Source organism: Mesorhizobium sp. ES1-3 (assembly GCF_020164795.1).
Classification (GTDB): Bacteria; Pseudomonadota; Alphaproteobacteria; order Rhizobiales; family Rhizobiaceae; genus Mesorhizobium.
Window position 1 is genome coordinate 50,359 of record NZ_JAIUGW010000016.1, and the last position, 26,891, is coordinate 77,249.

Consider the following 26,891-nt stretch of genomic DNA (forward strand, 5'->3'; position numbering starts at 1 on the left):
CACCTGCAAAGGCGGCGGGATCGTCGGCAGGACTGTCGGCGGTCGCCGTCGCGACTTATGCCGGCTCAGCCCTGGGATCCGGCGACACGGCGGGCTTGAGGCGCACGCCCCTGCCGCCTCGCTCGCTGGCCTGGTTCTCGCCGATCAGTTCCACCCCTGCCTCGTCGAGAGCCTGGATGACCTTCATCAGCGTATCGACCACGCCCCGGACCACGCCATCGCTCGCTTCCATGCGCTGGATGGTTGGAAGCGAAACGCCGGCGCGCTCGGCGAGCGTCTTCTGGTCGATGCCGGCCAAGGCCCTTGCGGCACGCATCTGCGCGGCAGTGATCATCGGCCGGAACCCATGTCTGAGTCTGCTGATATAACGTATAATACCTTCATTGTGATGTTTCAAGCATCATTATAAGGGTTTCAGACGTAAGCGTCTTCGCCAGATTGTCCATTTTTCTTCGATACTTCCCGAGGATTTCAAGCTAGGGTGCTGCCCATCCGGGGCAGGGGTAACGCGGTTGAACGTTTTCAAGACCTTGATGACATCGGCAGGCTTGCTGTCGATGGTTTTGGCGCTGGCGGGCTGTGGCGGGCATCTCATCAACAGATTGATCTGACGGCGGGGTCAGGCGTCGTCGCTCACCGCCTGGCGCCATTGCAGAAGCCGCGCCACCAACCAGCATAGCATCGCCCAGGCGAAACCGGCACACCAGCCCGCCAGCACATCGGACGGCCAGTGGACGCCGAGATAGATGCGGCTGACGCCGACCAGCACCGTCGTGAGCACCGCCAGGAACAAGACGTAGACCTTGGCCGTCCGGCCCGGCAGGAAGCGCGCCGCCAGCGAACCGAGCGTGAGATAGGTCACCGCCGACAGCATGGCATGGCCGCTCGGGAAGGAAAGCGAGGTCTCGTTGACCAGGTGCGAAACCAGTTCCGGACGCGGCCGGTCGACGCCGACTTTCAGCAGGCTCGACAGCACCTCGCCACCAGCCACGGCGACGAGGATGAGAAGCGCGGTCCCACGCCTGCGGATCAAGAGCAGATAGATGATCGTCGCCGTGGTGACCAGCGCCAGCACGCTGGTACTGCCAAGGCTGGTGATGTCGCGCATCGCCCCTTCCAGCCATGATGGGCCGATGGGAACGCCGGGCTGGCCCGGCTGGCGGAAGGCGAGAAGTATCTCGGTGTCGAAACCATGCGGGGCGGTGGCGCGTGCTACCTCCATGAGTTCCACGAAGCCCCACAGCCCGCCGGCGATGACCAGGCCAGCGAGCAGCACCGGGAATTCGATCCGGTTGAACAGACTGCCTGCGTTGTCTTTCATCGGGCCGGTACCTCGGTCGTCATATCATCGCCCTTGCAGATAGGGCCCGAGCGTGATCAGCGCCACGGCGGCGATCGCCAGTGCGATGCCGGCCGCCTGCAGCGCGTTGACGCGCTCGCCGAAGAACACCAGCGCCACCACGTTGACCGAGACCAGCTGGATCACCGCCGAGAGGCTGAACGACACCGACATGCCGAACTCGCGGATCAGCCGCAGCATGATCAAATTGCCCAGCGAATAGAGCGCCAGCGTCAGCAGGATCTTGCCCAGGCTCGGCGCCAGGCCCCATTGCTTGGCGGCGGTCGCTGCCAGCAGGAAGATCACCGTCGAAAAGCCAAGCTGCAGCAATCCCGAAAAACTCAATGTCTCGTCCCCCTCGAAGCGGCTTTCGCCTGATATCGCGGACCTTGTTTCCGAAGCGCGCCTAGACGTCAAGCAACGTCGCTCCAAGGAGGGTCTTGGCAAGGGCGAGACTGAAGCTCAATGTGCTGGAATCGCCCGGCATGTCGATAGAAGGGCGGTCAGGGGTCCATGATTCGTATTCTTCAGAACTTGGCGCGGCGCTGGAGCGAGCTTTCCCTTGCCCTGCAATTCGTCGTTGCCGGCGGCTTTGGGCTGCTTGTCGTCATGCTGGTCGTAGGGACTTGGGTGACGACGCAGATCCGGGACGGCGTCACCCGCAATTCGGCTGCCACGACGGCGCTTTATGTCGACAGCGTGATTGCGCCGCTGCTGCCCGACCTGCGCAAGAACGAGGAGCTCAGCGAATCCGTCAAACAGGCGCTCGACGAGACGCTCGGCCAGGGCGCGCTCGGCAAACGCCTGGCATCGTTCAGGCTCTGGCGCCGCGACGGCATGGTGCTCTACGCGAAGGACACGGAATTGATCGGCCGCCGCTTCGACATGAACAAAAATCTGCGTTCCGCCTTCCAGGGCAGTGTCGTTGCCCAATTCGATACATTCGACGAAAACGAAGACAAGGTGCGGGGCTCGGGCGTGCCGTTGCTCGAGATTTACAATCCGGTGCGCGAACCCTGGTCCGGCGACGTGGTCGCCGTCACCGAATTCTATGAGGTCGCGACCGATTTCAAAGCCACGCTGGCTTCCGCCCTGCGGTCGAGCTGGCTGGTCGTGGCCGGCACCACCTTGACCGCATTCCTGCTTCTGTCGGGCATCGTCCTGCGCGCCAGCCGCACCATCGACGACCAGCGCGGGGCGCTGCGCCGGCAGGTGTCGGAGCTGCAAGGCCTGGTGACGCAGAACAGCGCCTTGCGGCAACGCGTGCAGCGGGCGTCGCGGCGCGCCACCGCACTCAACGAAAGATACCTGCGGCGGATCGGCGCCGACCTGCATGACGGCCCTGCCCAGCTCGTGGCCCTGGCGGCGCTGCGCATGGACAGTCCGGTGTTTACCGGCGACGGCCATGGCAGCGAAGGTCGCTCGACCGAGGTCGCCATGATCCGCAAGACGCTGGAGGACGCGATGCGCGAGATACGCGGCATCTGCAACGGCCTGGTGCTGCCGCAGATAGAAACGGCGGCGGCGGCGGATGTGTTGCGGCTGGCCATCGAGGAACATGAGCACCGTACCGGCACGTCGGTGAAGCTGACGCTGCCCGGACATTTGCCCGAGCCCGGCGCTTCTGAGAAGATCAGCATCTATCGCTTCGTGCAGGAGGGGCTGAACAATGCCTACCGCCACGGGCGGGGCAAGGATCAGGCGGTGCGTGCAGGAATGAAAGATGGCAGGCTTTTCGTTGAAGTGTCGGATGGCGGGCCGGGCTTCGATCCGGCGCGGGCCGAGGGGTTGGGGTTGGCCGGCCTCAGGGAGCGGGTCGAAAGCATTGGCGGACAGTTCGAAACCCTGAGCGGGCCGAAAGGCACGAAGCTGGTGATCCGTCTTTCGGTTGAGGAGCAAGCATGATGGGCGCAATCCGCATCGCCATTGTCGACGACCATCCGCTGTTCCGCGAAGGCGTGACGCGCAGCCTGTCGGAGATCGGAGGCTTCGAGATGGCCGGGGAAGGTGCGACCGCGCAGGACGCGGAACGCATCGCCTCGACCGTGCAGCCCGATATATTGCTGCTCGACATTTCGATGCCAGGCGGCGGCCTGGCCGCGGTTGTAAGCATCCTTGCCGACCATCCCGCTCAGAAGATCGTCCTGTTGACTGTTTCAGAGGCCAATGCCGATGTGACCAAGGCCCTGAACGCAGGGGTGCGCGGCTATGTCCTCAAAGGCGTCGGGTCGCGCTCGCTCGCCGATATCCTGCGCAACGTGGCGGCTGGCGAAAGCTATCTTTCGCCGATGCTGTCGGCCCGGCTGCTTTCCGATGTGCAGTCCCTGCAGCCTGCCAACGGCGTGGCGGACCGGCTGCGGCAACTCACCGGCCGGCAGACCGAAATCCTGCGGCTGGTGGCGGAGGGGCTGAGCAACAAGGAAGTCGCCTTGCGCCTGGAGCTGCAGGAGAAGACCGTCAAGCACCACATGACGGGGGTGCTGTCGAAACTCAACGTGCGAAACCGCACTGAAGCAGCCCTCATGATGCGCGAGTTTCGCGACCGCGAGCGGGACTTCTCATAGGGCGGTTCAGCGTTTGATCGCCGAGTCGCTCCAGCTCTTGTTTTTACGCATTCCGCCAGGAAAAGCGCTACGCCACGCAAAAGGAGGTCACCTCCGCCGGGGGGCGGCGGAGGTGACGTGTGAAACTGGTCGTTGCCTGTTGACCAGCTTCACAAGGGCGAAATTCACAGGGCCGAAATTCACAGGCCCCTGAGACGGCTGACATCGGCCGGTGTGGCCCGGCGGTCGATGATCGTGCGGCCCAGCGCATCCTTCATCCTGAAACGGCCGTTCTCGATGGTTTCCGTCATGCCGTCGGGGTGCTGAACTGAAATCTTGCTGCCGTCCACGTCGACCTTGTCGCCGGTCGTGGCGTTGACATGGCTGGAGTTGTTGTCGCCCTGCCCCTTGCCTTTTCCGTTGTTGCCGCCGCCGCTATTCCCGTTACTGTTCCCGCTATTCCCACTATTCCCACTGCCGCCACTGTTGCCGCCGTTGCCGTTGCCGTTACCACCGCCGTTGCCGCCACCATTGCCGCCCTTGTCGGCATGTGCGGTCGCGGCATCGATTCCGGGCACGAAACCATGGAAGACAACTCCATAGGGGGCGACGGTCAGCGCCAGAAGCGCCGCCGATCTCAGAGCCAGACGGCAACAACGGGCCGTGATCGATCCGTGCATACTGATCTCCGTCGATTGAGCCGGCGCGCCCACCCCAACGTTGCAGTGCAACCAACATCGCCGAAAGACGTGGTGACCGGAAGCGACCTCCGACCGTTGCGTTTCTCTCCCAGGACCTTTGCAGGCGCAAGGTTGGACCAAAGTCCCAGACCCAGCATGAAAAACGGTAGCGTGAGGGAGCGGCAGTGCCGATATCCTGTCACGAAAATGTGATCAGCCGACTGTAAGGCGTCGAACAGGCAACAAGCTCCAGCCAATCCAAGCCAGAGGCTCCCATGACCGAACATCGCACCCCCGACGCCCGATTCCGCACCAGCCTGCTCGAGGAAAACGAAGGCCCGGCCAACAATCCCAGCGAAAACCGCACGATGGGCGAGATCATCGCCGCACGTTTTTCGCGCCGTGGCTTCCTCAAGGGTTCGCTTGCCGTCTCCGCGATCGCCGCCACCGTCAGCCCGCTGGCTATGATTGCCTCCGACGATGCCCGCGCCGCGGACGGCTCCGCCTTCAAATTCGACGAGCTGGAGGCCGGTATCGACGACAAGCACCATGTCGCGCCGGGCTACGACGCCGACGTGCTGTTGCGCTGGGGGGATCCGCTGTTTGCCGATTCGCCGGAATTCGACCCGACCAAGCAGTCGGCGCAAGCCCAGGCAAGGCAGTTCGGCTACAACAACGACTATGTCGGCTATATCGCGATTGACGGCTCGGCGGAACATGGCCTGCTGGTGGTGAACCACGAATACACCAACCCGCATCTGATGTTCCCGGGCCTCGTCAAGATCGTCGAGAAGGACGGCAAGAAGTCGGCCGAGGTGGCGCCGCTCTCGAAGGAGCAGGTCGATGTCGAGATGGCCGCCCATGGCGGCACCATCGTCGAGATCCGCAAGGACGGCGGCAAGTGGCAGGTGGTGCGCGACGGCAAGCTCAACCGCCGCATCACCTCCAGCACCGAGATGGCGCTGTCCGGCCCGGTCGCCGGCCATGACCGCGTCAAGACCAATGCCGATCCGTCGGGAACGAAGGTCTTCGGCACGATCAACAACTGCGCCGGCGGCGTCACGCCCTGGGGCACCTATGTGATGGCCGAGGAGAACATTCATGGCTATTTTTCCGGCGAGCTGCCGGAAGGCCACAAGGAAGCCGCCAACTACAAGCGCCTCGGCATCCCGGAAGGCGCCTATGAATGGGGCGCGCATTACGACCGCTTCAACCTCGCCAAGGAGCCGAACGAGCCCAACCGCTTCGGCTGGATCGTCGAGGTCGACGTCAACGACCCGAATTCGGTGCCGCGCAAGCGCACCGCCATGGGTCGCTTCAAGCATGAGGGCGCCGAGTCGATCGTCGCCAAGGACGGCCGCGTCGTCTTCTATCTCGGTGACGACGAGCGCTTCGACTATGTCTACAAATTCGTCACCAAGGGCATGTTCAACGCCGGCGACCGCGCGGCCAACAAGGACCTGCTCGACGACGGCACGCTGCATGTCGCCAAATTCGCCGAGGACGGCTCGGTCGAATGGATGCCGATCGTGTTCGGCCAGGGTCCGCTGACGGCGGAAAACGGTTTTGCCGGCCAGGCCGACGTGCTGATCGAGACGCGCCGCGCCGCCGACCTGCTTGGCGCCACCAAGATGGACCGGCCCGAGGACATCCAGCCTAATGCCGGCAACGGCAAGGTCTATGTCATGCTGACCAACAATTCCAAGCGCAAGGCCGATCAGGTCGACGCCGCCAACCCGCGCGCCGGGAATGCCTTCGGCCATATCATCGAGATCGTCGAGGACGGCGGCGATTTCGCCGCCACGAAGGGCAAGTGGGAAGTGCTGCTGAAATGCGGCGACCCGTCGGTGGCCGATGTCGGCGCCACCTTCTCCACCGCGACGACGGCCAATGGCTGGTTCGGCATGCCCGACAATTGCGCGGTCGATTCGGCCGGGCGCCTCTGGGTCGCCACCGACGGCCAGGGTCCGAAGGCCACCGGCCGCACCGACGGCCTGTGGGCGGTGGACACGGAAGGACCGGCGCGGGCGACCTCGAAACTGTTCTTCCAGGTGCCGATCGGCGCCGAGATGTGCGGCCCGCTGTTCGCGCCGGACGATCGGACCGCCTTCGTCGCCGTCCAGCATCCGGGCGACGGTGGCGAGGACTGGGAAGCGTTTGGCCGGCCCTCCTATTACGAGGACCCGTCGACCCGCTGGCCCGACTTCAAGCCCGACATGCCGGTGCGGCCGGCGGTCGTGGCGATCACCAAACAGGGCGGCGGCAAGATCGCCGTCTGACGTCGGGCTAATGCATGTCGCCCGGAAGTGATCCTATTCGCCGCGACATGCTGTAGACAAAACGAGAGGCGCCTCGGGGATCCGAGGCCCCTCTTTTTGAATGCGTGTTGTATTCAAGCCTCGGGAAAGATTGGCGCGTGAATTGGCTCTCACCCTCGCTTGCCCTCAACAATGCCGGCAAGGCCGACGAGGAGATGCCTACCGAGGCTGTCGGTTCCGACTACTGGAGCCGAAATCAGCGTGAGGTGCCCGGATGGCCGGGACCGGCGATCCGCCCAGCTATCGCCCTGGCCAAAATGGCGGCATTGGCGAAGCAGCCGCGGATGCTCGGCCGCATGCCGGTGAACCACAGGCCGGGCAGTTTCGGATCGGCCTGGCCGCCGTTGAAGAGCGGAACGCCCTTCTCGTCGAGGACGCCGAGATCGCCGACCATGCGCTCCAGCCCGGTGCGGTAGCCCGTCGCGGCAATGACGATGTCGGGAGCGATCAGGCTGCCATTGGCCAGGATGACGCCATCGCGGGTGAACTCCCGTATCCCCGGCACCACCACGATCCTGCCCGATTTGATGGCATCGACGGCGCCATCGTCGGCGGCGATCGCGGTATAGTCCGAGGTCAGGCGGCTGGCGCCGCCGGCGGGCGCGGGCGGCAAGCCGAATTTGGTGAGATCACCGAAAACCAGGCGCTGCGTCACCGCCATGACCGCATCGGCGAGGCGCAGCGGCAGGCGTGCCATGAGCGGCGAGAGGCGGTGCACGGCGATCTTGCCGACGCGCTTGGGCAAAAGAGCGGGGCCGTTGCGGGCCGACAGCCAGACAGCGGCGGTATCAATGCCCGCCAGATGATTGAGGGCGTCGAAGCCCGAATTGCCGGCGCCGACAACCAGCACCTTCTTGCCCGCATAGGCCTGGGCGTCGCCGAAATCCGCCGAGTGGATGATCCGGCCCCCGAACGCCTGCACGCCCTTCCATTGCGGCGTGAAGGGTTCCCTGTCGCGGCCGGTGGCGACAACGACATGACGCGCCAGGCGCAAGCCGCCGCTGGTGCGCACGATCCAGTGGTCGCCCCCGGACGTGATGGCCTCGACGGAGACGCCAAACTCCACCGGCAAACGGTTCGCCTCATGGAAATCGCTCATATGGCGGATGACGACATCCCGGTGCGGAAAGGCGGGGGTACCCTTGGGATAGGCAAGGCCGGGCAGCGCCGAGAGATCGCGGTGGGTGTTGAGGTGCAGCTGTTCGTGGCGCCGGCGCCAGGGCTCGGCCAGCCGGCTTTCCTTCTCCAGGATCGCCGTCGCCACGCCGGCCTTCATCAAGGCCTGCGCGACAGCCAGCCCGGCGACGCCGGCGCCAATGACGATCGCCGGCTCGACCGCCACCAGCTGCTCCATCATCGTCCCAGGTGTTGTATCAGCCATTCAATCTCAAATCCCATTCGCCCTTACCGCAACCCCGAAGGCTCGCAGGCCGCTGTAACCGTTTGATCGCGCCAAACGGCAAATCGATGCCGATCTTCGATGACCCGCGCCGAGGCGCGGTCTCGCTTCCAGAGCATTGCGCCACCCGGTGGAAACAGCCGGTCGCGGCGCCGCGGCCAAAACAACGACATGGAGCGGATTACCCGCTTCTGTCCGAATACATCCAGCCCTATATGGCATATCGGCGGCATCGGCGATAATCAGGTCGCGGCAAAGTGATTGATTCGAGGTCCGGGGGCTGGCGGATCTCGTCACGGACGCAGGCATTCGAAACCGGCAACCGATTTCGGCTACCCGCGAAAAATCAAGACGCCGTGGCGCGTCTTGCGTGTCGGCGGACACGTCGCGCCACAAACGGCACGCGGAATCTCGACCATGCCCTCCTTGCGGATCTATTTCGACAACATCCTCGAGGGTGCCTCGCCCAAGGTCGAGCGCCGGGCGCTGACGCATGTCGAACGGCTGGCGCTGGTGCGCCGCCATGGCGACTTCTCGCTCGCCTATTCCACCGCCGTGCAGCCCAAGCTTTCCTATTTTGGCGACGCCGACGGCTACATCGCCTTCGGGACCAAGATGAAGCATCATTTCGCGCTCGGCGATCCGGTGGCGGCACCGGCGCAGCGGCCCGATTATATCAGACGCTTCGTCGAGAGTGCCGGCGGCCCATGGTTCGTGCAGATCGGCGAACAGACCGCCCAGGTCCTTGCCGGCCTCGGCTACAAGGTGAACCGGCTGGGCATCGACACCCGCCTGCCGCTGCCCGAGCATGATTTTTCCGGCAAGCGCAACGAAACGGTGCGTTATTCCGAGCGCTGGCTGCTGAAGAAAGGCTTTTCGTTCGAGGAGGACAAACGCACGATCCACCTCGACGAGATCTCCCGGCTCTCCCAAAACTGGCGCGGCGACCGCATCGTCAAGCGCTGGGAGATGGGGTTCCTGAACCGTCCGTTTTACGATCAGCTCGGCACCGACATGCGCCGTTTCGTACTGCACGGTCCCGATGGCGGCCTGGTCGCGCTGCTCGATTTCGATCCGATGTTCGCCGACGGCAAGGTGATCGGCTACACTACCGCCTTCAAGCGCAAGCATATCGATGCCTCGCCGCATGCCGAGATCGGCCTGACCAAATTCGCCGTCGACCGCTTTCGCGAGGAAGGCGTTTCGGTGGTGACGCTCGGCCTGTCGCCGCTCGTCGATGTCGGCCCGAGCGGATTTGCCGAAAGCGACTTCTGGCGCAATACCTTCCAGCGCGCCTACGATTCGCCCTGGGTCAACCGCCGCAGGTTCAACCTGCAGGGCCAGGCGGCATTCAAGCGCCGTTTCCACGGCGTCGAGGAGCCGGTCTACATCGCCTTTCGCGAGGGGACTTATATCGAGATGCTGGGGTTGCTGCGGCTGGTCAAGGCAATTTGAGATTTGCCCTTTCCTCGCCCCCGCGGAGCGGGGGAGAGGAACCAAGTCCCAGCCGATCAGTTGCGCAGCCGGTAACCGGTGCGGAAGATCCAGGCGACGATCGCGATGCAGACGGCCAGGAACACCAGCGTCATGCCGAGACTGACGACGACCGAGACGTCGGCCTTGCCGTAGAAACTCCAGCGAAATCCGCTGATCAGGTAGACCACCGGGTTGAACAGCGTGATCGTCTTCCAGATGCCGGGCAGCATGTGGATCGAATAGAAGCTGCCGCCGAGGAAGGTCAGCGGGGTGACGATCAGCAGCGGCACCAGCTGCAGCTGCTCGAAGCTTTTCGCCCAGATGCCGATGATGAAGCCGAACAGGCTGAAGGTCACCGCCGTCAGGATAAGGAAGGCGAGCATCCAGAACGGATGCTCGATGTGCAGCGGCACGAACAGCGAGGCCGTGGCCAGGATGATCAGGCCGAGGATGATCGACTTGGTGGCCGCACCCCCGACATAGGCGATGACGATCTCCAGGTAGGAGACCGGCGCCGACAGGAGCTCGTAGATCGAGCCGACGAATTTCGGGAAGTAGATGGCGAAGGAAGCGTTGGAGATCGACTGCGTCAGGAGCGACAGCATGATCAGTCCCGGCACGATGAAGGCGCCGTAGCTGATGCCGTCGATCTCTGTGATGCGCGAGCCGATGGCCGAGCCGAAGACGACGAAATAGAGCGATGTCGAGATGACCGGCGAGATGATGCTCTGCAGCACGGTGCGGAACGCACGCGCCATCTCGACCCGGTAGATCGCCCACACTGCACGTAGATTCATGGCTGCGCGCGGATTCATGGCTCTTGCCTCAGAAGATTGACGAAGATCTCTTCGAGCGAGCTGTTCTTGGTGTCGAGATCGCGGAACTGGATGCCGGCCGCCTCGAGATCGCGGATCAGCGAGGCGACGCCCGGCCGGTCGCTCTGGTTGTCATAGGTGTAGGTGAGCTGGTTGCCGTCCGGCGACAGTTCGAGCGCGTAGTTCGAGAGCCCGTCGGGCACGCTGCCGAGCGGGGCGCGCAGCTCCAGCGACATCTGCTTGCGGCCGAGCTTGAGCATCAGTTCGGCCTTGTCCTCGACCAGGATGATCTCGCCGCGATTGATGACGCCGACGCGGTCGGCCATCGCCTCGGCTTCCTCGATGTAGTGCGTGGTGAGGATGATGGTGACGCCGTCCTCGCGCAGCCGGCGCACCATCGCCCACATGTCCTGGCGCAGTTCGACGTCGACGCCGGCGGTCGGCTCGTCGAGGAACAGGACGCGCGGCTCATGCGACAGCGCCTTGGCGATCATCAGCCGCCGCTTCATGCCGCCCGACAGCGTGATCGCCTTGGAGTCCTTCTTGTCCCACAGCGACAGATCGCGCAGCACCTTCTCGACAAAGGCCGGATTGGCCGGCCTGCCGAACAGGCCGCGGCTGTAGTTGACGGTTGCCCACACGGTCTCGAAGGCATCGATGGTGAGTTCCTGTGGCACCAGCCCGATCAGGCTGCGCGCGGCACGATAGTCCTTGTTGATGTCGTGGCCGTCGACGGTGACGGTGCCCGACGAGCGGTTGACGATGCCGCAGACGATCGAGATCAGCGTCGTCTTGCCGGCGCCGTTGGGACCGAGCAGGGCGAAGATCTCGCCGCGCTCTATGTCGAGACTGACTTCCTTGAGCGCGGTGAAGCCGGTGGCGTAGGTCTTGGAGACCCCGGAAATGGACAGAATGGACGGCATGGTTGAAAACGGCTGCCTGAAAGAGGTGACTTGATATAGGCCTGTTGTCGCCCAGTGCAACCGCAAGTCAATGCCCTGCTGCCAGTTCTGGACATCGAAGCCCGGGGCTGGCCGGAAATGCGTCGCTTCTATCCGGTAAAATTGTCCTGTGGCGTTCAGCCTCGCGGCGGGACGCCGCTTTGACCTGATCCCGCTTCGGGCCTATCCTTCGCCAGTATTGGAGCAATTCCAGGAAAAGTGTGAAGCGGTTTTCCCGGGAAAAGCGCACAACGCTTTCCCTAGGGAATTGCGTCGAATAAGTAATAAGCAGCCGGAGCCCGCCATGGACCCGCTCATTCTCTCGCGCATGCAGTTCGGCGCGAATATCTCGTTTCATATCCTGTTTCCGACGATCACCATTGCCCTTGGCTGGATGCTGCTGTTCTTCAAGCTGCGCTACAATGCGACCAATGATTCCGCCTGGATGCGCGCCTATTTCACCTGGGTGAAGGTGTTCGCGCTGTCCTTCGCCATGGGTGTCGTGTCGGGCGTCACCATGAGCTTCCAGTTCGGCACCAACTGGCCGGGCTACATGCAGCACGTCGGCAACATCGCGGGGCCGCTGCTCGCCTACGAGATCCTCACCGCCTTCTTCCTTGAGGCGGCGTTCCTCGGCATCATGCTGTTCGGCTTCCGCCGCGTCTCCAACCGCGTCCACACGCTGGCGACGGTGCTGGTCGCCGGCGGCACCACGCTGTCGGCGTTCTGGATCATCGCGCTCAATTCCTGGATGCAGACCCCGGCCGGCTTCGAGATGCGCGACGGCGTGGCACACGCCGTCGACTGGTGGGCCATCGTCTTCAACCCCTCCATGCCCTACCGGCTGGTGCACATGCTGCTCGCCTCGGGGCTCACCGTGTCGTTCCTGATCGCCGGCCTGTCGGCGCTGCGCTACCTCAAGGGCGACCGTTCGGAATCGATGTGGAAGGCGCTGCGCACCGGCGTCTTCACGGCCGCCATCCTGATCCCGATCCAGATCCTGGCCGGCGACCAGCATGGGCTGAACACGCTGGAACACCAGCCGCAGAAGATCGCCGCCATGGAGGCCAACTGGAACACCGGCCCCAACGTGCCGCTGGTGCTGTTCGCGCTGCCCGACGAGGCGGCCAAGGAAAACAGATTCGAGGTCACGATTCCGGACGGCGCCAGCGTTATCCTGCGGCACAGCGCCGACGGCGTGGTGCCGGGGCTGAACGATTTCCCGGGCAACCATCCGCCGGTCTTTCCACTCTTCTGGAGCTTCCGCATCATGGTCGGCACCGGGCTTTTGATGCTCGCCGTCTCGTGGTCGGCCGCCTTCTTCCTCAAGCGCCGGCATTCGCTGCCCAGGCCGCTCGCGCTGCTGATGGTGCCGATGGCGCTGTCGGGCTGGCTGGCGACGCTGGCCGGCTGGTACACGACCGAGATCGGCCGCCAGCCCTGGCTGGTGACCGGCGTGTTGAAGACCGCCGACGCCGTCGGGCCGGTGGCCGGCAGCCATGTCGCGCTGACGCTCGTCATCTATCTCCTCCTCTACGTGCTTTTGCTGATCGCCTATCTCGGCGTGCTGGTGCACCTGGCGCTGAAGGCGGCCAAGGATGGTGACACCTCGCCGCTGCCGGGTGTGATGAAGACGGCCATGTCGCAACCGGCGGCGGGGGAGTGAAAAGATGACCTACGACTGGCCGACCCTGCTCCCGCTCATCTTCGCCGGCCTGATGGGCCTCGCCATCCTGATCTATGTCATTCTCGACGGGTTCGACCTCGGCATCGGCATCCTGTTCGCCGCCGCCGAGGACACCGAGCAGGACACGATGATCGCGGCGATCGGCCCGTTCTGGGATGCCAACGAGACCTGGCTGGTGCTGGCCGTCGGCCTGCTCCTGGTCGCCTTTCCGCTGGCGCATGGCGTCATCCTGACCGCGCTCTACATTCCAGTGTTCGTGCTGCTGGTCGGGCTGATCCTGCGCGGCGTCGCCTTCGATTTCCGCGCCAAGGTGCCGGCCGGCCGCAAGCACCGCTGGAACCGCATCTTCTTCCTCGGCTCGGTCATCGCCTCGCTGGCGCAGGGTTACATGCTGGGCGTCTACGTGCTCGGCCTCGATATCGGGCCGGGCGGCATGGCGTTCGGCGCGCTGGTGGCGTTCTGCCTGGCGGCGGCCTACGCCGCGATGGGCGCGGCCTGGGTGATCTACAAGACCGAGGGCGAGTTGCAGAAGAAGGCGGTGCTCTGGCTGCGCACGGCACTTGTGCTGACCGCGCTCGGCATGGCCGCGGTGTCGCTGGCGACGCCCTTCGCCAGCCCGCGCATCTTCGCCAAATGGTTCGGCTGGCCGCAGATGCTCTATCTGTCGCCGCTGCCGATCCTGTCGGCGCTGCTGTTCCTCTGGCTGTGGCGGCAGACCTTCCATCTGCCGCGGCCCGACGACCGCCATTCGCTGACGCCGTTCCTGACGCTGGCCGCCATCTTCGCGCTCGGCTTTGCCGGGCTTGCCTGGTCGTTCTATCCCTATGTGGTGCCCGATCGACTGACCATCTGGCAAGCGGCGTCGGCGACCGAAAGCCTGGCCATCATCCTGGCCGGCACCGTGGTGGTGCTGCCGATCATCATCTTCTATTCGTTCTATGCCTACCGCGTGTTCGGCGGCAAGGCGACGGATCTGACTTACGATTGAGGGTGGGATGACAGCGTCTTTCTCCCCGTCACTATACGGGGAGAAATGTCCGGCAGGACAATGAGGGGCAGCACGAACTTGCCAAGCAAAGCGAGTAGCCTCTGCCTTTCGAACTGCCGGCGCCGCCCCTGATCCGCCTGCCGGCACCTTCTCCCCGTAAAAGGGGAGAAGGCTCAATGCGGGCCATCTCAATTGCTCGCCGACAGCACCAGCACCGGCTTTTCGCTGTAGAGCGACGGGAACAGCGCCTTCAAATTCGCCACCTTGGGCAGGTCGTTGTAGACGATGTAGGGGTAGGTCGGGTTCAGCGTCAGGAAATCCTGGTGGTAGTTCTCGGCCGGGTAGAAGGTCTTGCCGGTCTCCAGCGTGGTGACGATGGGCTCGGAAAACACCTTGGCCTTGTCGAGCTGGGCGATGTAGCTCTGCGCGATCTTCTTCTGCGCGTCGTTCTCGGCGAAGATCGTCGAGCGATACTGGGTGCCCGAGTCCGGGCCCTGGTAGTTGAGCTGGGTCGGGTTGTGGGCGACCGAGAAATAGACCTGCAGCAGCTGGCCATAGGTCACCTTGGACGGATCATAGGTGATCTCGACGGATTCGGCATGGCCGGTGCGGCCGGTGCCGACCGTCTCGTAGACGGCGTTCTCCTTTGACCCGCCGGTGTAGCCGGACACCGCCTTGCTGACGCCCTTGACGTGCTGGAACACGCCCTGCACGCCCCAGAAGCAGCCGCCGGCGAAGATCGCCTTTTCGCTGCCTGGGGCCGCCTTTTCGTCGATCGCCGGCGGCGGGATCTTCACCGCATCCTCGGCGGAGATGGCGGGCGTGAGCCAGAAGGCGGCGCCCGCGACGGCAAGGGCGAGTGCGGCGAGCCCGCCCCGGACAAAGCCCGTCGGACGATTGTCGATATTGGTCATGGTTGCACTCCTCATGGCTTGCATAGGGATCAGTCTATTGGATCAGCGACCGTGGCGCGATGCGGCGGAGGCTCACATTCGCGTGCTCCCCCGGACGTCACGCCTTTCCCGGGATTGCTCCGGCAACTGTCCCCGGCTGGACAGGGAGCCCGCCAGGGACAGAAGGCCACGAACCAATCTCAATTGGCCGTGGCATCCGTTGCCGGCTTCATCGCGTCGGTCGTCGGTTTCATCGCGTCCGCCGGCTTCATGGCATCGGCGGCGGGCTTCATGGAATTGGTGGCCATCGGATCGGCGGGCTTCATCGCATTGGTGGCGTCGTCGGCGCGCGCGATGCCGCCGGCAAACAGCGCCGTCGAGCAGAGAGCAAGCGCGAGCGCCGGCAGCGTCAGGCGGGAGAAATTGGTCATGGTCGGTTTCCTTGTGGGGTTGGTGGCACGCCCTCTGGGCGGCCGGGCTCTTGCGCCGCCGCCCATGCGGCGGCGCAAATCTCTGCTCGGCAAGTCTTTGCCTGAACGTGATTGTTGCTTGATGCATGTCGTCGTCGCAAAACCGAGGTCACTTTTGCGCGACATGCATTAGTTGGCGGCGGCGGCCAGGATCGGCCCGCCGCCGGGCGACTGCAGCAGCACGGCGGTGCTGAGGCCAGCCGAGGCTGCCGGCAGATCGAGCGTCTTGGCCTCGCCGCTCCAGCTGCCGAGTTTTGTCAGTGCGTGCACGACATTGGCGTGCGGCAAGGTGCGGCCGGTGTTTTCGCCGCGCGCCACCGGCACCTCGACGATACCCTTGGTGTAGCGCACCAGCCAGACATCGGCCTTGCCGCCAGGCGCCGAGCCGGCGCCGATCGCGACCTTGCCGCCCCCGAGCGACAGCGACGGGCCGCCGGTCTTGCCCGTGGCGGCGATCAGATGTTCGATCTGGCCCGGTGCGGCGCCGACGACATCGGCATGGCCGTTGACCACCACCTGCGGCGTGAACGGCCCGTCATGGCCGAGCGGCGGCTCGTAGGAAACCTGGCGCTGGGTGAATTCCTGCTTGCCGAACGTGTCCTTCCAGCCGAGATAGTCCCAGTAGGTGACATTGAACGACAGCGCCAGCACGCCGGGCCGGTCCTTCACCTTGATGAGGTTGGCATTGGCCGGCGGGCAGGACGAACAGCCCTGGCTGGTGAACAGCTCGACCACGGTGAGCGGCTGGGCGACGGCGCTGACGAGCGAGGCAGCGAGCGCCATCCCGGCGAGGCCGGACAGTGCGAGGAACCTGCTTGATAGGACTGGCGACATCGGCGTGCTCCGTGGGGACGGCGCCGCGATGCGCCCGTCATGTCCCCACTTCGCCGCCACGACGAGCTTCGTTACAACGCTCACCGGTTTGTGATCGGGGCGCCTGCGCTTCTTCCCTTCTCCCCTTGTGGGAGAAGGTGGCCTCGCGAAGCGAGGTCGGATGAGGGGTGTTCCAGGGAAAGCCAACGCCTCACTCTGCTGGAACACCCCTCAACCGTCTCGGCGCTACGCGCCGATCCACCTTCAAAGAACCGCGGCCGGCACCTAACGCCAGGGCTGCAGACTCGTGTCCCTGATATAGGCGATGATCGTGTCGCAGACGGCGTTCATGTCTCTCAGGACGTCGTCATTCCAGAAGCGCAGGATGCGAAAGCCTCTCGCCTTCAGGTCGGCGTCACGGCTGCGGTCCGAATCCGAATCCGCGTGCTGGCTGCCATCTATCTCGATGATAAGGCTGGCTTCGATGCAGACGAAATCCGCGACGTATTTTCCAAACGGCATCTGGCGCCGGAATTTTATCCCGTCGAGCCTGCGGTCGCGCAGCTCCTGCCAAAGCCTGCCTTCAGCCTCCGTCATGGCACGACGAAGCGAGCGGGCAAAATTGCGTTTGGCGGGAGGGACGGGTTGATGCGGCATGACGTGAGATTAGTCGAACGCTGCGGTCCGTCTACAGTCCCTGTGGCAAAAGGCACGCATTTCCTTCTCCCCTTGTGGGGCCCGAAGGGCGGGCGAGGCCCGTGACTCGCCCAGGGCGGTGGATCGGCGCGATAGCGCGGAGACGGTTGAGGGGTGTTCCAGCGGAGTGAGGCGTTGGTGTTCCCTGGAACACCCCTCATCCGACCTCGCTTCGCGAGGCCACCTTCTCCCACAAGGGGAGAAGGAAGAAGCGTCTACGTCACTGCGTCAGCGCGGTGTCCGAGGGCCGCTTGTTGAAGTCGCATTTGCCGGTGACGTTGTAGAAGAAGTCGGCGTTGGTGACAGGCGCCGGGACCGGGTTGCCGCCGTCTTCCCAGGCTTGATAGGCTGTCGAGCCGCAAGGCACGAGGCCGAAGATATCGACGACCTGGCCGGTCGCGGTCTCGGTATAGTTGACATTGTTGGTCAGCGGATCCTTGACCCCGCTATAGAGTCGGTTCGAGGTGAGCGGATCGTTCGACTTGAGGTCTTGCGGGTTCCCTGATGGCACATGCATCTGCAGACTGAGGCCACCCATCTGGCTGACGTCGATCTGTGCGCCGGGGCCATCGGCGGGATACATCGTGTCGACACAGTAATAGTACGTGCCACTCGCATCTTTCTGGAGCGTCACACCGGCGGGTGGTTTTTTGCCAAGGCTACAGACCTGCTTCTGGACCAGGGTGGTGACGGTCTTGCCGTTTGAATCGGTGGTGAGGACGTTGACATTGGTGGTGCCATAGCCCTTCGGGTCTCCGGTGCCGCCATAGGTATAGTCGATCGTCATCAGCGGTTTGGCCACCGTCGCGCCGAATTGTGTGCCGTAGAGGGTCATTGTCTTGTTCCAGTAACCCGACACGCCGGTGACCTTGAACGTGGCCGCAACCAGCGCCGGCGGCTTGCTCACCGCCGCCGCGACGGCGATCGGCACGGTATTGATCCTGGCGATGCTCATGAAAACGGTCGGCATGGCGAAACTTGCCGTGGCCTGCGCGGTGGTGGCGGTCGCGGTGGTGCCAGCCACGAAGTTGGTCAGCGTCGCGCTGCCCTGTCCACCGTTGGCGATGAAGGAATTCTGCAGCATCGTCTGGCGCTGCGACAGCGTCGACGTGGTATCCATGGTGGTGATCGCCAGGATGGCGGCATCCAGCGCCTGCTGCTGGTTGGACCTGGTCTCGACCGCGCTGGTATAGTCGACTGACATGCCGACAGCCACGATCAGCGGCATCAGCATCACCAGGAAGAGCGGCATCATCGACCCGCTGCGGGAACGGGCAAAGCCGCGCATAACCCTGAACATTTCCAACCCCCCAACGGACATTAGCGACCGTGCATTTACCACACAGCCGGCAAACCAAGGTCTAATGTGATCGATCAAAATTTATGCATTCTTGGCGCGAAGGCCGATTTTCTCGGTTTTTTGGCTGCTATCACCGCTTTGTGAGCGGCAAGGCAGCCCTTGCGCCGCAAGCCTTGCCGCCGGTTGCCGCCCCTGCTAAAGCGCGCGGCATGAGCACGCCCCTCGACCACATCAGAAATTTTTCCATCGTCGCCCATATCGACCATGGCAAATCCACGCTTGCCGACCGCCTGATCCAGTCCACCGGCGGGCTGGAGCTGCGCGACATGAAGGAGCAGGTGCTGGACTCGATGGATATCGAGCGCGAGCGCGGCATCACCATCAAGGCGCAGACGGTGCGGCTGAAATACCGCGCCAACAATGGCGAGGACTATATCCTTAACCTGATCGACACGCCCGGCCATGTCGACTTCGCCTATGAGGTGTCGCGGTCGCTCGCCGCCTGCGAGGGCTCGCTGCTGGTCGTCGACGCGAGCCAAGGCGTCGAGGCGCAGACGCTGGCCAATGTCTACCAGGCGATCGACAACAACCACGAGATCGTCGTGGTGCTGAACAAGGTCGACCTGCCGGCCGCCGAGCCCGAGCGCATCCGCGAGCAGGTCGAGGAGGTGATCGGCATCGACGCCTCGGGCGCCGTGCTGATCTCGGCCAAGACCGGTCTCGGCATCCCCGACGTGCTGGAAGCCATCGTCCACCAATTGCCGCCGCCGCGCGAGGGCGATGCCACGGCACCCCTGAAGGCGATGCTGGTCGACAGCTGGTACGATGCCTATCTCGGCGTCATCGTACTGGTGCGCGTCATCGACGGCGTGCTCAGGAAGGGCCAGACCATCCGCATGATGGGCACGGGCGCCAAATACCTGGTCGAGCGCACCGGCGTGTTCACGCCGGCCCGCATCAATGTCGAGGAGCTCGGCCCCGGCGAGTTCGGTTTCTTCACCGGCTCGATCAAGGAAGTGGCCGACACACGCGTCGGCGACACCATCACCGAGGACAAGCGCCAGACCGCACACGCCCTGCCCGGCTTCAAGCCGGCGCAGCCGGTGGTGTTCTGCGGCCTGTTCCCGGTCGACGCCGCCGATTTCGAGGATCTGCGCGCCGCCGTCGGCAAATTGCGCCTCAACGACGCTTCCTTCTCTTATGAAATGGAAACCAGCGCCGCGCTCGGCTTCGGCTATCGCTGCGGCTTCCTTGGCCTCTTGCATCTGGAAATCATCCAGGAGCGGCTGGAGCGCGAGTTCAACCTGGACCTGATCGCCACCGCGCCATCGGTCGTCTACCGGCTGCTGCTCAATGACGGCTCGGTGAAGGAACTGCACAACCCGGCCGACATGCCCGACGTGGTGAAGATCTCGGCCATCGAGGAGCCGTGGATCCGCGCCACGATCCTGACCCCCGACGATTATCTCGGCGGCATATTGAAACTCTGCCAAGACCGGCGCGGCATCCAGGCCGACCTCTCCTATGTCGGCAAACGGGCCATGCTGACCTACGATCTGCCGCTCAACGAAGTCGTCTTCGATTTCTACGACCGGCTGAAGTCGATCTCGAAGGGCTACGCCTCGTTCGACTATCACCTGACCGACTACCGCGAGGGTGATTTGGTGAAGATGTCGATCCTGGTCAACGAGGAGCCGGTCGACGCGCTGTCGATGCTGGTCCACCGCACGGCGGCCGAAAAGCGCGGCCGGCAGATGTGCGAGAAGCTGAAGGAGCTGATCCCGCACCACCTCTTCAAGATCCCGATCCAGGCCGCCATCGGCGGCAAGGTCATCGCCCGCGAAACCATCTCGGCGCTGCGCAAGGACGTGACGGCGAAGTGCTACGGCGGCGACGTGAGCCGCAAGCGCAAGCTCCTCGACAAGCAAAAAGAGGGCAAGAAGCGGATGCGGCAATTTGGGAAGGTGGATATCCCGCAGGAGGCGTTTATTCAGGCGCTGAAGATGGGCGATTGAGGGGCGCGTCATGCGCTGACGGCAAAACTCATCCTTTGGGGCTAGTAAATAGTTCGAACCTCGGCCATTCTAGCAATTAGGTAGGGGGATGCTATGAGCTTGTTTCCAGAGTCTGTATTTGCCGATATTCGCGAAGGCAGGGTTGTCCTAGTTACGGGTGCCGGTGTTAGCGGGCAAGCAACAAATAAATTTGGCCGGCCAATTATAAGTACGACTCAGATCGCAAAGCTGATCGCCGAGGCATCCGACCTTTCATACGGCGGTGAAGATATTAAAGACGTATTCGAGGCTGCTGGGGCTTCGCTTGGATCAGCAAAATACAAGAAAATTTTCCAGGATAACTTTACAAACGCTAAGCCGAGCACTTCTCTTGTCGAGGCGTTCAGCTATCCATGGCGCCGAGTGTACACGTTCAACGTAGATGATACCATTGAGAATATTCCGAGAAATAAGCGCTCACAGAGGCTTTTTTTCTACAACGCGCTTAAGGATCGGCGTGTAGAATGGAAAGGTTATGCCGAGTGTCAGGTTATACATCTGCATGGCTCCGCTCTCGATACCGAAACGGGATTCATTTTTTCGTCCTCCGAGTACGCTGAGGCTTCGGCAAAGAATCCGGCGTGGTATTCGCAGCTTGGCGAGGATTTCATCGACTACACCGTTATATTTGTAGGCACTACGCTAAAGGAGCAAATTCTATTTCAAAGCGTGAGGGCAGCGTTGACCAAGGATGCCGTCCCTGGTCGGTCTTTTTGCATCACGCCCGACATTCTTACTGAGATTCAGAGCAAGTCGCTCCAGAACCGCGGCATAGTCCATATTAAGGCAAAGCTTGAGGATTTTGTTCTGGAGCTCGGCCGAAGATTTCCAGGAGGGCTTTTACCTAGAGATCTCGAGTCCAACGGGGCCGCAGCGCGAATTAGCCAGCAAAGTCGATTTAGTGAAACTGACGTTGAGGCGCTCAGAGCGGTATTCCCAATAACAAAGAAAGATATCGAAAGACGATTTTTGAACATCGGACTAGACATATCAAAGCATAGGAGACGGTTCTACGAGGGGTACGGCCCAACTTGGCCGATAATCTCTACTTCGTCGTATGCGGTCCTCGGACAATTCGAACGAATTGCTCAAGAGGTAGACAATACTAGAATTCAGAAACGGGCTATCGTTGTCCTTGGTGAAGCTGGATCTGGAAAATCAACCTTCGTTATGCACTACGCAATGAATTCGGTAGCCTTCAAAGAGGAAGTACTTGTATTTGAGTATACAGAGAGCGGAACTCCGTTCAAGGAAGTGATGTATTCGCTAAAGAAATTTCGTGACGACAAACCATGCATAGTAATTGTCGACGATCTGCACGTCGTGGCCGAAGACATTTCGGAGGTTTTGAATGGGCGCTCCATGGAGGGCGCCACCATTGTCACAAGCGCGAGGACCGGGGAGTGGTACGATAGGCTTGGAAAATTGTTTGGCGGCAACGTCGGCACCGTTAGGTTCGATAGATTTAAAAATGATGATATACCGATTATCATCAAAGCGATCGAGGTTAATTTCGCTGCCCCGGCGTTCAACAAATTAAGCTTGGTTGAAAAGAGAGAGCGCTTCACAAAGAGTAAGCAACAACTGCTGATCGCCATGCTCGAGGCGACAGAATCCAAAGGCTTTGAAGAAATTATTGAGGATGAATTTTCTCGGATAACGGACCAAGGGCGGCGTTGGTTGTTTCTTATGGTTGCTATTGCAACTGTTCCCAGAGTTGGAATTAGTAAATCTATGGCGTCGACTGTCCTAAGCTATCTGAATGTCATGCAGACGTTTGATGAGCTTTCCAACGGCCTCCAAGGGATTGTCGATGTCGCAAAGTCGGGTAGGTACCAAGCGAGACATCAAATATATGCATCTGAGATAGTCCAGAAGCACGCCAAAATAGAGGACATCGAAGCGGTATTGGAGGCGATGATTAGATATTATGTTCAGTTCGCTCCACCAATAATCCGGAATTTAACCAGCCATGACGCGCAGCTATTCAAGTATCTTCTGAATAACAACAATATATACCAGATTTTTGCTGAGTCCGGCGATAAATCGAACGCTATTAAGTTCTATGCGAAGTTCGAGGTGCTTCTTCAGCTGGATGGTCATTTCTGGCTTCAGTATGCATTGCTATTACGCCGCCTTGGACGGCAGCAGGACGCTTTGGAGATGCTGGGTAGATCAATAGAGGCGTATCCCGGGAACAAGTACGCACAGCATGCGCTTGGGCAACAAAAATTAATCGTTGCCGCTCAACACAAGATTTTCAGCGGTTCTACGCAGAAGCTCATCGACGAGGCTGTAACGAGTCTAATGGAGCGACACCATTCGATGGGTGTAGAGAGATTGAAGGGGGCGCTGGACGAATATCCAATAGTGACTCTTGGGTATCATCATATTGATGCCCTGATGTCGCATGGGTTAGTAGATAGGGCGGTTGTCGCCAGCAAGGCCTATTTTCGCGAAGTAGACAGTTTGCTGAAGAGATTTTCGGATCCAATCTTGATGGAGTTGAGAACGCGCCTGCTGACTCTGGCATCGACGTCCGAGTGGCGTCGGCTGTCGTATAAAGTAGGTCAAATCAATTACAAATAGCACTCGCGATGGCGCTGTTATTTGTCGATAGCTAGCAGCTTGCGGGATACCTGCTTGGCGGCTAGGCGCTTTCATCGCGCGCTGCGCTTTCGACACGTCGCTCAAGGTCGCGCTTGACAGTCCGGGTTCCGCGACCGGCGACGTGTTGGTTCCGTGTCAGAAAATTGACCGCTTGGTCAAAGCTATGATATCTTTGTTGGGTGAAGGTGGGAGGCGAAGCATCTGCGCTTCGTCCCCCTGTCACCCAGCGGTGGCTGCCGGATTGGGCCGTTGCGGCGGCGGCGTATCCTCTCTCCAGCTTGCTTGGGGGACATCAAAATGCGCATCACCACTCTAGACACCATCGCCTCCATCGGCCTCGCCGTCGGCGGCATCTTCGGCCTTGCCGGCACCTTCGTGGCAAGCAATGCGTTGCGCGAGACGCTGTGGGCGATCGACGGCGTGGCGCTGGTGGTGGCGACCGCGCTTCTGACGATGAAATACCAGCGCCTAGGCAATGATTGCGTGGCCGCGGGCTTCCTGACCTTCCTGGCCGGCGAGAGCCTGCTTCTGGCCGGCAATGCGGCGGGCTTGCAGGCCAGCGTGCCTTCCTATGTCGGCGGCATCTCGCTTTGGGCGGCGGCGCTGATCATGATCAGCGTGCCGAACACTTTCGCGCCGTGGATGCGGATCACCGCGCTCGTGGCCGCCGTGCTGTTCCTGGTGTCGGTGGGCATGGTGCTGTGGGGCGCGCCCTTGCTGCCGACCTCGGCGCCGCTGCCGGCGGCTGGTTATCCCTTCCTGGTGCTGACCTTCGCCGGCTGGATCTGGACGCTGCTGAGGCCGGCGCGATGAGCGGGACCCGGCGCGGCGCTTCTTCCTTCTCCGCTTGTGGGAGAAGGTGGATCGGCGCGTAGCGCCGAGACGGATGAGGGGTGCGTACAGAGTGAGAGGGCGACGTGTTTCGCGCCGATTTGGTGCGGCTTTTGATGGTGCCGCCAAGCTGGAACACCCCTCATCCGTCTTGCCGCTTTGCGGCAATCCACCTTCTCCCACAAGGGGAGAAGGAAGAACGCTCTTCACCGTCCGGTCTGCACGTGCGCATTGACATCGCGCGAATACCGGCGCCTTTGGACCTTGGCCATTGGGGGCCAGGGGGACCATCCATGAAAAAGACCTATGCGAAGCCTACGCTGAGCAAGCGCGAGAAGCTTTCGGCCGTGACGGCCGGAGTCTGTACAATATCGCACCCCTGCGGATAGCTTCCGCCTCAAGGCCTGCCCCCCGGGCGGGCTTGCCCCGCGCTGTCGCTGAATGGCGCCGTTCTTCCGCGCTTCCGATCTGTCGCCGATTGCTATCCGAAGTCTCACGCGAGGGTCGGTACGAATTCGTACCAACTGCCCGGCTCGGTTGATCGCGCGGCGCGGGGCCGGTACATAAATCGGGCGGCGGACCTTTATAAGGTCGCTAGTGGCCGGCGCGGGGCTCAGGCAATTGTCTCACCGGCATCGCGCCGGCCATCTTCCCAAATGATAAGAGTGTGGGCCAAAGGCGCTCCGCATCGCCCGCGGCTCCCGGTGCTGACTTTCGCCGGTTGGATCCAGACGCGGCTGAGGGCCGGGCGGTGAGCGACGCCGGGCGCGGCGCCTCTTCCTTCTCCCCTTGTGGGGTCCGAAGGACGGCCGAGACCCGTGGCTCGCCCCCGGGCGGTGGATCGGCGCGCAGCGCCGAGACGGTTGAGGGGTGCGGTACGGAGTGAGGCGTGATGGTTTCGCGCCGCTTCGATGCGCTTGCCGTCAAACGCATGCTGCCAAGCTGGAACACCCCTCATCCGACCTCGCTTCGCGAGGCCACCTTCTCCCACAGGGGGAGAAGGAAGAGGCGCCGCGACCGCCTCAGCTTTCAATCCAAACCTTCTCGAAATGCTGTTCGAGCGCCTGGTGCTGTTCGCAGCCTTCAATGCCTTTGCGGTAGGTGCGGTAGACCGAGCGCCAGTAGGGTTGGATGATGATGCCGGAGTCGCGCAAATTCTGCTCGATCTTGGCCATGATCTCCTTGCGGGCCTTGGGGTCGGGCATGGCCAGCGCCTTGTCGAGCAGCTCGTCGAACTCCTTGTTGGCGTAGGCGCTCTCGTTCCAGGCGGCGCCGGATTTGTACGCCAGCGCCAGCACCTGGACGCCGAGCGGGCGGCCGAGCCATTCGGTGCAGGAATAGGGGAACTTGCTCCAGTCGTTCCAGAAGGTGGCGGCGGGCAGCACGGTGCGCTTGACCTTGAGGCCGGCCTCGCGGATCTGCGCCGCGATGGCGTCGGCCGTGTTCTTCTGCCATTCGATGTCGACCGAGATCAGCTCGTATTCGTGGTCGGCCTTGCCGGATTCGGCGAGCAGTTTCCTGGCCTGATCCACATCGCGCTTGGCCGGGCCGATATCGGCGTATTCGGGATGCATGGGGCCGACATGGTGGTTGTCGGCGGGTTTGCCGCGGCCGTCGAGGCCGAGCTTCAGCACGGCGGAGTTGTCGACGGCGAGCTGGGCGGCGCGGCGCACCTTGACGTCGTCATAGGGCGCATTGCCGACATTGAAGCGGGCGACGATGGTCGAGCCGGTGGCGATCTCTGAATTCTTCAGCCCCATCTTGTCGGTCTGCGAGACGGCGTCGGAAGCGGTCTCGTGGTCGGTGTCGATCTCGCCGGATTCGAACGCCGACAGCATGGCGTTGGGGTCGGACCCGTAGTCGATCCACTGGATGCCATCGAGGTAGAACTCGCCCTTCCACCACGGCTTGTCCTTGCGCTTGACCTCGGCGCCGGTCTCGGCGTCCCATTTGACCAGCTCGCAGGGGCCAGTGGTGATCGCCAGCGCCTTCATCGGGTCGCCATCGCCGTCATAGGAGCGGTGCATGATCAGCGCGGGATAGTCGGCCATGCCGGCGATCAGCGAAATGTCGGGTTTCGGCAAATTGAGTTTTATCGTGAAGTCGTCGACCTTCTCGATGCCGCCATCGACCAGCTTCTTGGTGTCGGCGTCGACCAGCGCGCCCATGCGCGCGGCGACCGAATTGCCGGCGACGCCGGCCTCGCACCAGCGGGTGAGATTGTGGACGACATCGTCGGCGTTGAAGGCATCGCCGTTCGACCAGGTGATACCCTTGCGCACATGCAGCGTCAGCGTCCTGGCGTCGTCGCTCATCTCCCACTTTTCCAGCAGCCAGGGCTCGAACGAGAAATCGGTGTTCCAGCGCACCAGATATTCGTTGCACTGGCGCGCGACATTGGACATCTCGACGCCGTCGAAGGTGCGCGGGTCCTTGAAACCCTTGACGTTCATGGCGACGCGCAAGGTCCCGCCCTTCTTCGGCTCGGCGGCGCGGGCGGGCGTCGCGGTCAGGCCGCCCAGGGCAAAGGCGCCGGCGGCGCTGACACCGAGCCCGGCCATGAGCGCCAGATATTCGCGGCGGCTGATGCCGCCCGTCCTGAAATCGTCGGCGACGGGTTTGGCGCGCGGGTGGAGCTTGCGGTCGGTCAGCATGAATTTCATCGTCGTTCCCTCTTTTGTTGGTAGATGCCGCCCAAAACTGCCCAGCGGTTTCGGGACGGCATGCACGGGGCGCCAAGGCGGGGCGGCTGCGACCGCCGGGGCGCCATTGCCTGAGAGGGAATGATAAAGCGGGGTGACGTACGGAAATGTTCTGGAATCCGCAGGAGTTGTGCGGTGCTCCGCAAGAGGGGATGAGCGGTGTGGTTCAGAATTGGCCGACCGCCGAGTTCCTTCACACCCCCCCTCTGTCCTGCCGGACATCTCCCCCGCAAGGGGGGAGATTGGCAGCTTCAGCGCTCCGCCGACATTGAGACGTTGGAGATTGGCGAAGGCAAAACACGACAGGCCAGAGGGGGGTGCTGTCCCGCCAGCGTT

22 protein-coding genes are annotated in these 26,891 nt (G+C 62.5%); 9 read left to right on the forward strand and 13 right to left on the reverse strand.

The window, feature by feature from the left end; all coding sequences use genetic code 11:
• Positions 1-55: 55 nt before the first annotated feature.
• The 3 genes from LB536_RS20965 to LB536_RS20975 all read right to left on the reverse strand — a co-directional run bounded on the left by LB536_RS20965 (position 56) and on the right by LB536_RS20975 (position 1,684).
• Positions 56-334 (reverse strand): helix-turn-helix domain-containing protein, encoded by a 279-nt coding sequence (locus LB536_RS20965; protein WP_140765203.1) that lies wholly within the window; start codon positions 332-334, stop codon positions 56-58.
• 285 nt (positions 335-619) lie between these two features.
• A complete protein-coding gene (locus LB536_RS20970) occupies positions 620-1,321 on the reverse strand; it encodes a phosphatase PAP2 family protein (RefSeq protein ID WP_224595935.1) in 702 nt (233 codons plus the stop codon).
• Between the two features lie 24 nt (positions 1,322-1,345).
• The gene (locus LB536_RS20975; RefSeq protein ID WP_140765229.1) at positions 1,346-1,684 is read right to left on the reverse strand and encodes a hypothetical protein; all 339 of its coding nucleotides are present in this window, start codon (positions 1,682-1,684) and stop codon (positions 1,346-1,348) included.
• Between the two features lie 168 nt (positions 1,685-1,852).
• On the opposite strand from LB536_RS20975, the gene LB536_RS20980 reads away from it, so the two are divergent.
• Complete coding sequence (locus LB536_RS20980) at positions 1,853-3,244, forward strand: sensor histidine kinase (protein WP_224595938.1); 1,392 nt, start codon at positions 1,853-1,855, stop codon at positions 3,242-3,244.
• On the forward strand, positions 3,241-3,903 hold the full coding sequence (locus LB536_RS20985; protein ID WP_140813206.1) for a LuxR C-terminal-related transcriptional regulator: 663 nt from the start codon (positions 3,241-3,243) through the stop codon (positions 3,901-3,903). The genes LB536_RS20980 and LB536_RS20985 overlap by 4 nt, the downstream gene beginning before the upstream one ends.
• Positions 3,904-4,082: 179 nt before the next feature.
• Here the strand turns inward: LB536_RS20985 and LB536_RS20990 are convergent, their stop codons facing one another.
• Positions 4,083-4,562 (reverse strand): hypothetical protein, encoded by a 480-nt coding sequence (locus tag LB536_RS20990; protein ID WP_224595940.1) that lies wholly within the window; start codon positions 4,560-4,562, stop codon positions 4,083-4,085.
• 275 nt (positions 4,563-4,837) lie between these two features.
• Between LB536_RS20990 and LB536_RS20995 the strand changes: the two genes are divergently transcribed.
• A complete protein-coding gene (locus LB536_RS20995; protein ID WP_224595945.1) occupies positions 4,838-6,841 on the forward strand; it encodes a PhoX family protein in 2,004 nt (667 codons plus the stop codon).
• A gap of 235 nt (positions 6,842-7,076) precedes the next feature.
• Here the strand turns inward: LB536_RS20995 and LB536_RS21000 are convergent, their stop codons facing one another.
• Positions 7,077-8,261 (reverse strand): flavin-containing monooxygenase, encoded by a 1,185-nt coding sequence (locus LB536_RS21000; protein ID WP_224595948.1) that lies wholly within the window; start codon positions 8,259-8,261, stop codon positions 7,077-7,079.
• A 435-nt stretch (positions 8,262-8,696) separates the two neighbouring features.
• Between LB536_RS21000 and LB536_RS21005 the strand changes: the two genes are divergently transcribed.
• Entirely contained in the window at positions 8,697-9,734 is a 1,038-nt protein-coding gene (locus LB536_RS21005) for a phosphatidylglycerol lysyltransferase domain-containing protein (RefSeq protein ID WP_224595951.1), read from the forward strand.
• A gap of 56 nt (positions 9,735-9,790) precedes the next feature.
• Here LB536_RS21005 and LB536_RS21010 read toward each other — a convergent pair whose 3' ends face one another.
• Entirely contained in the window at positions 9,791-10,552 is a 762-nt protein-coding gene (locus LB536_RS21010; protein ID WP_224595953.1) for an ABC transporter permease, read from the reverse strand.
• 14 nt (positions 10,553-10,566) lie between these two features.
• Entirely contained in the window at positions 10,567-11,493 is a 927-nt protein-coding gene (locus tag LB536_RS21015; protein ID WP_140765189.1) for an ABC transporter ATP-binding protein, read from the reverse strand.
• 322 nt (positions 11,494-11,815) lie between these two features.
• On the opposite strand from LB536_RS21015, the gene LB536_RS21020 reads away from it, so the two are divergent.
• On the forward strand, positions 11,816-13,177 hold the full coding sequence (locus LB536_RS21020; RefSeq protein WP_224595955.1) for a cytochrome ubiquinol oxidase subunit I: 1,362 nt from the start codon (positions 11,816-11,818) through the stop codon (positions 13,175-13,177).
• Positions 13,178-13,181: 4 nt separating this feature from the next.
• Positions 13,182-14,186: a cytochrome d ubiquinol oxidase subunit II gene (locus tag LB536_RS21025; protein ID WP_224595957.1), complete on the forward strand. Its 1,005-nt coding sequence runs from the start codon at positions 13,182-13,184 to the stop codon at positions 14,184-14,186.
• Between the two features lie 188 nt (positions 14,187-14,374).
• Here LB536_RS21025 and msrA read toward each other — a convergent pair whose 3' ends face one another.
• The 5 genes from msrA to LB536_RS21050 form a co-directional block, all read right to left on the reverse strand.
• Entirely contained in the window at positions 14,375-15,100 is a 726-nt protein-coding gene (msrA, locus tag LB536_RS21030; RefSeq protein ID WP_140765603.1) for a peptide-methionine (S)-S-oxide reductase MsrA, read from the reverse strand.
• Between the two features lie 179 nt (positions 15,101-15,279).
• Positions 15,280-15,510, reverse strand: a complete 231-nt coding sequence (locus LB536_RS21035) for a hypothetical protein (RefSeq protein ID WP_224595959.1) — start codon at positions 15,508-15,510, stop codon at positions 15,280-15,282.
• A 168-nt stretch (positions 15,511-15,678) separates the two neighbouring features.
• Positions 15,679-16,383, reverse strand: a complete 705-nt coding sequence (locus tag LB536_RS21040; RefSeq protein ID WP_224595962.1) for a DUF1223 domain-containing protein — start codon at positions 16,381-16,383, stop codon at positions 15,679-15,681.
• Positions 16,384-16,647: 264 nt separating this feature from the next.
• Positions 16,648-17,019: an endonuclease domain-containing protein gene (locus LB536_RS21045; RefSeq protein WP_140765597.1), complete on the reverse strand. Its 372-nt coding sequence runs from the start codon at positions 17,017-17,019 to the stop codon at positions 16,648-16,650.
• Positions 17,020-17,278: 259 nt separating this feature from the next.
• Positions 17,279-18,358, reverse strand: coding sequence for a TadE/TadG family type IV pilus assembly protein (locus tag LB536_RS21050; RefSeq protein WP_224595963.1), 1,080 nt, complete (start codon positions 18,356-18,358; stop codon positions 17,279-17,281).
• A 209-nt stretch (positions 18,359-18,567) separates the two neighbouring features.
• Here LB536_RS21050 and lepA point away from each other — a divergent pair, with 209 nt between their 5' ends.
• The 3 genes from lepA (at position 18,568) to LB536_RS21065 (ending at position 23,835) form a co-directional block, all read left to right on the forward strand.
• Positions 18,568-20,373, forward strand: coding sequence for a translation elongation factor 4 (gene lepA, locus LB536_RS21055; protein ID WP_224595965.1), 1,806 nt, complete (start codon positions 18,568-18,570; stop codon positions 20,371-20,373).
• A 93-nt stretch (positions 20,374-20,466) separates the two neighbouring features.
• Positions 20,467-23,001, forward strand: a complete 2,535-nt coding sequence (locus LB536_RS21060) for an SIR2 family protein (protein ID WP_224595968.1) — start codon at positions 20,467-20,469, stop codon at positions 22,999-23,001.
• A 318-nt stretch (positions 23,002-23,319) separates the two neighbouring features.
• Positions 23,320-23,835: a hypothetical protein gene (locus tag LB536_RS21065; RefSeq protein ID WP_224595971.1), complete on the forward strand. Its 516-nt coding sequence runs from the start codon at positions 23,320-23,322 to the stop codon at positions 23,833-23,835.
• 1,040 nt (positions 23,836-24,875) lie between these two features.
• Here LB536_RS21065 and LB536_RS21070 read toward each other — a convergent pair.
• Entirely contained in the window at positions 24,876-26,516 is a 1,641-nt protein-coding gene (locus LB536_RS21070) for an ABC transporter substrate-binding protein (protein WP_224595974.1), read from the reverse strand.
• Positions 26,517-26,891: the final 375 nt, after the last annotated feature.